The organism is Lactobacillus helveticus DSM 20075 = CGMCC 1.1877 (assembly GCF_000160855.1).
Lineage (GTDB): Bacteria > Bacillota > Bacilli > Lactobacillales > Lactobacillaceae > Lactobacillus > Lactobacillus helveticus.
The window spans coordinates 201,145-205,495 of sequence record NZ_GG700757.1 but is presented as its reverse complement, the minus strand read 5'-3'; the positions used below and the strand labels follow the sequence as shown (position 1 = coordinate 205,495).

The following is a 4,351-nucleotide window of genomic DNA, read 5'->3' as shown; positions in this document are numbered from 1 at the left end:
GCTTCGTCTCATTAAGAAACGAAGCTTATTTGCATGTTTAAAATTATTATCTATTTTCGTTAACTACCTTAACAATTTGAATGATTACAGTTGGTATTACTGCAAGACCAATAATCCAAAGAAGTTGATTGCCAGTTAAAGGAGTTACTGCAAACAACCCGTGCAATGCAGGTACAAATAAGATTAATGCTAAAAGCAAAGTACCTACGGCAAATGCAGCTAAGCTGTACCAGTTCTTCTTGAAGCCAATCTTGAAAATGCTGTGTTGTGAACGGCAGTTGAAACCGTGAAGCAATCTAGCAAATGTCAAAGTAGAGAAGGCCATCGTACATGCAACAGCTGGACTAGTTTGACGACCAATCATGAAGGCGGTAATTACGCCGACTGCAATGATCAAACCTTGAAGTCCTACCTTGTTAACTAATGACTTATTCAAGACACCAACCTTAGGATCACGTGGTTTTCTGCTCAACACATCTGGCGAACCAGGTTCCATTCCAATTGCTAAAGCTGGCAAAGAGTCAGTCACCAGGTTGATGAAAAGCAGTTGAACTGCAATGAACGGTACAGAGAAGCCACCGATTGAGGCAAATAATACTGTGATGATGGCTGACAAGTTACCTGAAAGTAGGTACATAATAGCATTTTTAATGTTTTCAAAAACAGTTCTACCAATTGCAACAGCCTTAATGATAGTTGCGAAGTTATCATCAGCCAAGATCATGCTGGCAGCATCTTTAGATACTTCTGTACCTGTGATACCCATAGCAACACCAATGTCGGCTTTTTTCAAAGCAGGGGCATCGTTAACACCGTCACCAGTCATAGAAACAATGTGATCTTTCTTTTGCCATGCGTTAACGATCCTGATCTTGTTTTCAGGAGATACACGAGCATAAACGGCGATTTTTTCAATCTTTTGCTCAAGCTCTTCATCACTCATCTTATCAAGTTCAAGACCAGTAACAGCCATGTCGCCATCATTGAAGATGCCGATCTTTTTAGCAATAGCAACTGCAGTAACCTTGTGGTCACCAGTAATCATTACAGTGCGGATACCAGCCTTTTTAGCTCTGGCAACAGCTTCAATACTTTCTTCACGAGGTGGGTCCATTTCAGATACCAAACCAATGAAAGTAAAGCCGTTTTCTGTTTCAGGGGTTAAATCTTCATCGCTTTCTTTATAAGCGAAGGTCAAAACACGCAAACCATTTTCTGAGAAGTGTTGGTTTTGAGCTAAGATTTGCTTCTTATCTTCTTCAGTGATTGGGCGAACTTCATCATCTAATCTGATGTTGACGCAGCGATCAAGCAAGACATCGATTGCACCCTTAACGAAGATAGTAGGAACTGTATGAATCAGGTGCTTAGTACTCATCAATTTTCTGTCAGAGTCAAAAGGAACTTCTTGCTTACGAGTTAACAGTCCTCTTAAATCTTCTTCTGATATGCCTAAACCTTTATCACCTAAGTCGATACCAGGTACTTGGCGGTACATTTCTAATAATGCGTATTCAGTTGGGTCACCGATTCCCTTACCATCAACTAAGCTAGAATCGTTGTTTAACACTGCATCATATAGTAAGTAACGGTGCAATTGATTGTCTAGATTAAGTTGATTTGGCTTAAGGGTTTTGCCACCGATATAGATATCTTGGACTGTCATCTTGTTTTGAGTTAAAGTACCGGTCTTGTCAGAACAAATAACTGATACTGAACCAAGTGATTCAACGGCAGCCAAGTTTTTAATAATGGCATTTTCCTTAGCCATTTTTTGCGTACCCATAGCTTGCACGATGGTTACGATTGAACTTAAAGCTTCAGGAATTGCGGCTACAGCCAATGCTACTGCAAAGAGCAGGGCATCCATAATTGGCTGACCACGCCAGATTTGCAAACCAAGCACGATAGCACAGATGATTAAAATTGCTGTAGCTAGTTTAGACGAGAACTTATCCAGTGAAATTTGCAATGGGGTACGACGTTCCTTGGTTTCATTCATCAAGGAAGCGATCTTACCGATTTCTGTGTTCATCCCTGTGGCGGTAACTACCACATTAGCACGACCATAAGTTACTAAAGAACTCGAGTAAACCATGTTAATGCGATCGCCAAGCGGCATTTCGTGATCAAATTCTACATCTGCCTTATCAATGTTGGTTGATTCACCAGTTAAAGAACTTTCATTAACTTGCAGTGAGAAGTTGTCCAAAATACGGCCGTCGGCTGTGACCATGTCACCGGCTTCTAAGAGCATAATATCGCCGGGTACAACATCTTTTGAATCAATTTCAATCTTTTTGCCATCACGCAAGACCTTGGCGCTAGGCGAGGACAGCGACTTTAATGATTCAAGCGATTTTTCAGCCTTGATGTGCTGCACAGTACCTAAAATTGCATTCAGGATTAAGACTGCGATAATTACCAAAGTACTTTCAAGTTCGCCAGTAAAGGCAGAAATGACAGCGGCGATAATTAAGATAATTACCATTAAGTCTTTAAATTGTTCTAAAAAGACCTGCAATGTCGTCTTCTTTTTGCCTTCAATTAAGGCGTTCTTGCCATACTTAGCTAAGTTGTCCTTAGCCTGCTGAGATGATAAACCACCGCTAGACGTCTTTAATTCTTCTAAGACTTTAGCTTTGGTCTGTAAATAATATTGTTTCAATATAAGACCCTCCATTAAACTTCAGTAAATCCCAAACAAAAAAGAGACTACTGCATAAACTTAAGAGCGTTTATGTAATAGTCTCACCATTTAAACTCACAGCGGAAATTGCTTTCGTGACTTGACGCCATGAGTACAATTATTTGTCGGTTACTCCCTATATGTATACTAAATTTATATCATACATGTATCTTTTTTTCAACTGGTTCGTTAATTATTTTGATTTGATGTAATTTATGCCAGCAGCTGCAGGAGCAACAGATTTTCCAAGGAAAATAACTAAGACAACGATTGTGATGACATATGGAGTGATTTGCATATAAACCGTTGGGATTTTTTCAAAGCCTGGAAGTTGGTTACCGATGATGCTTAAACTTTGAGCAAAACCAAAGAAAAGGGATGAAAGCATTGCACCAATTGGATTCCATTTACCAAAAATTACGGCAGCTAAAGCCATAAAACCTTGACCAACGATGGTTGAAATAGAGAAGTTGCCAGAAATTGATTGAGCAAAGACTGCGCCACCTAAACCAGCCATAAAGCCGGAAATAAGAACCCCAATGTAGCGCATTTTGTAAACATTTACGCCAAGAGTATCAGCAGCTTGCGGATTTTCACCGGTTGAACGGAGGCGAAGACCAATTCTGGTTTTGTAAAGGATCCACCAAAGCAAAACTGTGATGATAATTGCAAGCCATGCAGGAGCGGAAGTATTAGTAAAAAAGATTTTACCAATAACAGGAATGTCTGCTAATCTCGGAATATTGGTGTAACCAAAGTTGGCAGTAATGTTAGGAGTTTGTCCTTTTTCATAAATGGCCTTTATTAAAAATATGCCTAAAGGTGGAGCTAATAAGTTTAACACAGTACCACTGATGATATGATCCGCATGAAGGCTGATTGTAGCAAATGCATGTAATAGAAAAAAATTAAGCCGAAGATTGCACCAACTAATGCACCTAACCATGGAGTAGCGGCCCCAAAATCTTGGGCAAAGGTAAGGTTGAAGATAATGGAAGTGAAAGCACCAACACTCATGATGTCTTCAAGGCCAATATTGACAACACAGGAATTTTCAATGTATACGCCGCCTAAGGATGCAAGAATTAATGGAGCGGAATACACTAAGGTTGAGGAAACGATTAATGCTAGAAGAGATGTAAGATTCATAGTACTGGTCCTTCTTTTTGTAATTTGATGTTTGGTCCATCAACACCATTGTTAGGACCAATTTCTGTACCTTTCTTTACTGCAAAAAGTAAATCAAAGACATATTTGATTGCAATGAAGAAAATAATAGCGGCAATTACAATTGAAACAATTTCATAAGGTACGCCAGCTACAGTTTGCATACCAAGGCCACCAATTTTAAGAATAGAGAATAAAAGGGAAGCAATTAAAATCCCAATTGCTGTACTGTTTCCTAATAAAGCTACTGAAAGTCCATCCCAACCGATATTAATACTGCTAGTTTGAGTAAAGTAGTTTTGGTAAGTTCCCAATCCTTGTACCACACCACCGATTCCTGCAAAACCACCAGAGAGAAGCATAGAAAGGATGATATTCTTCTTAGCAGAAATTCCAGCATAACAACATAAGGATCATAGCCTAAAAACGCAGTCAGTTCAGCTTCTAACAAGTCATTAACTGCTTGCTGGAGTTCTTTGCACAATAAATTGTTTA

Annotated in this window: 1 protein-coding gene and 2 pseudogenes; all 3 read right to left on the bottom strand. The window is 39.3% G+C overall.

Annotated features, from left to right (window positions below):
* Positions 1–46 precede the first annotated feature (46 nt).
* The gene (locus HMPREF0518_RS07835) at positions 47–2,683 is read right to left on the bottom strand and encodes a cation-translocating P-type ATPase (RefSeq protein WP_003627637.1); all 2,637 of its coding nucleotides are present in this window, start codon (positions 2,681–2,683) and stop codon (positions 47–49) included.
* A gap of 199 nt (positions 2,684–2,882) precedes the next feature.
* A pseudogene (locus HMPREF0518_RS07830) lies at positions 2,883–3,838 on the bottom strand (ABC transporter permease).
* Positions 3,835–4,257, bottom strand: a pseudogene (locus tag HMPREF0518_RS07825) (ABC transporter permease subunit); the annotation flags it as partial. The pseudogenes HMPREF0518_RS07825 and HMPREF0518_RS07830, both read right to left, overlap by 4 nt.
* Between the last annotated feature and the right edge of the window lie 94 nt (positions 4,258–4,351).

Excerpts from the sequence above, each read along its gene's own strand:
- HMPREF0518_RS07835 (WP_003627637.1), bottom strand. The coding sequence starts at position 2,683 with ATGGAGGGTCTTATATTGAAACAATATTATTTACAGACCAAAGCTAAA.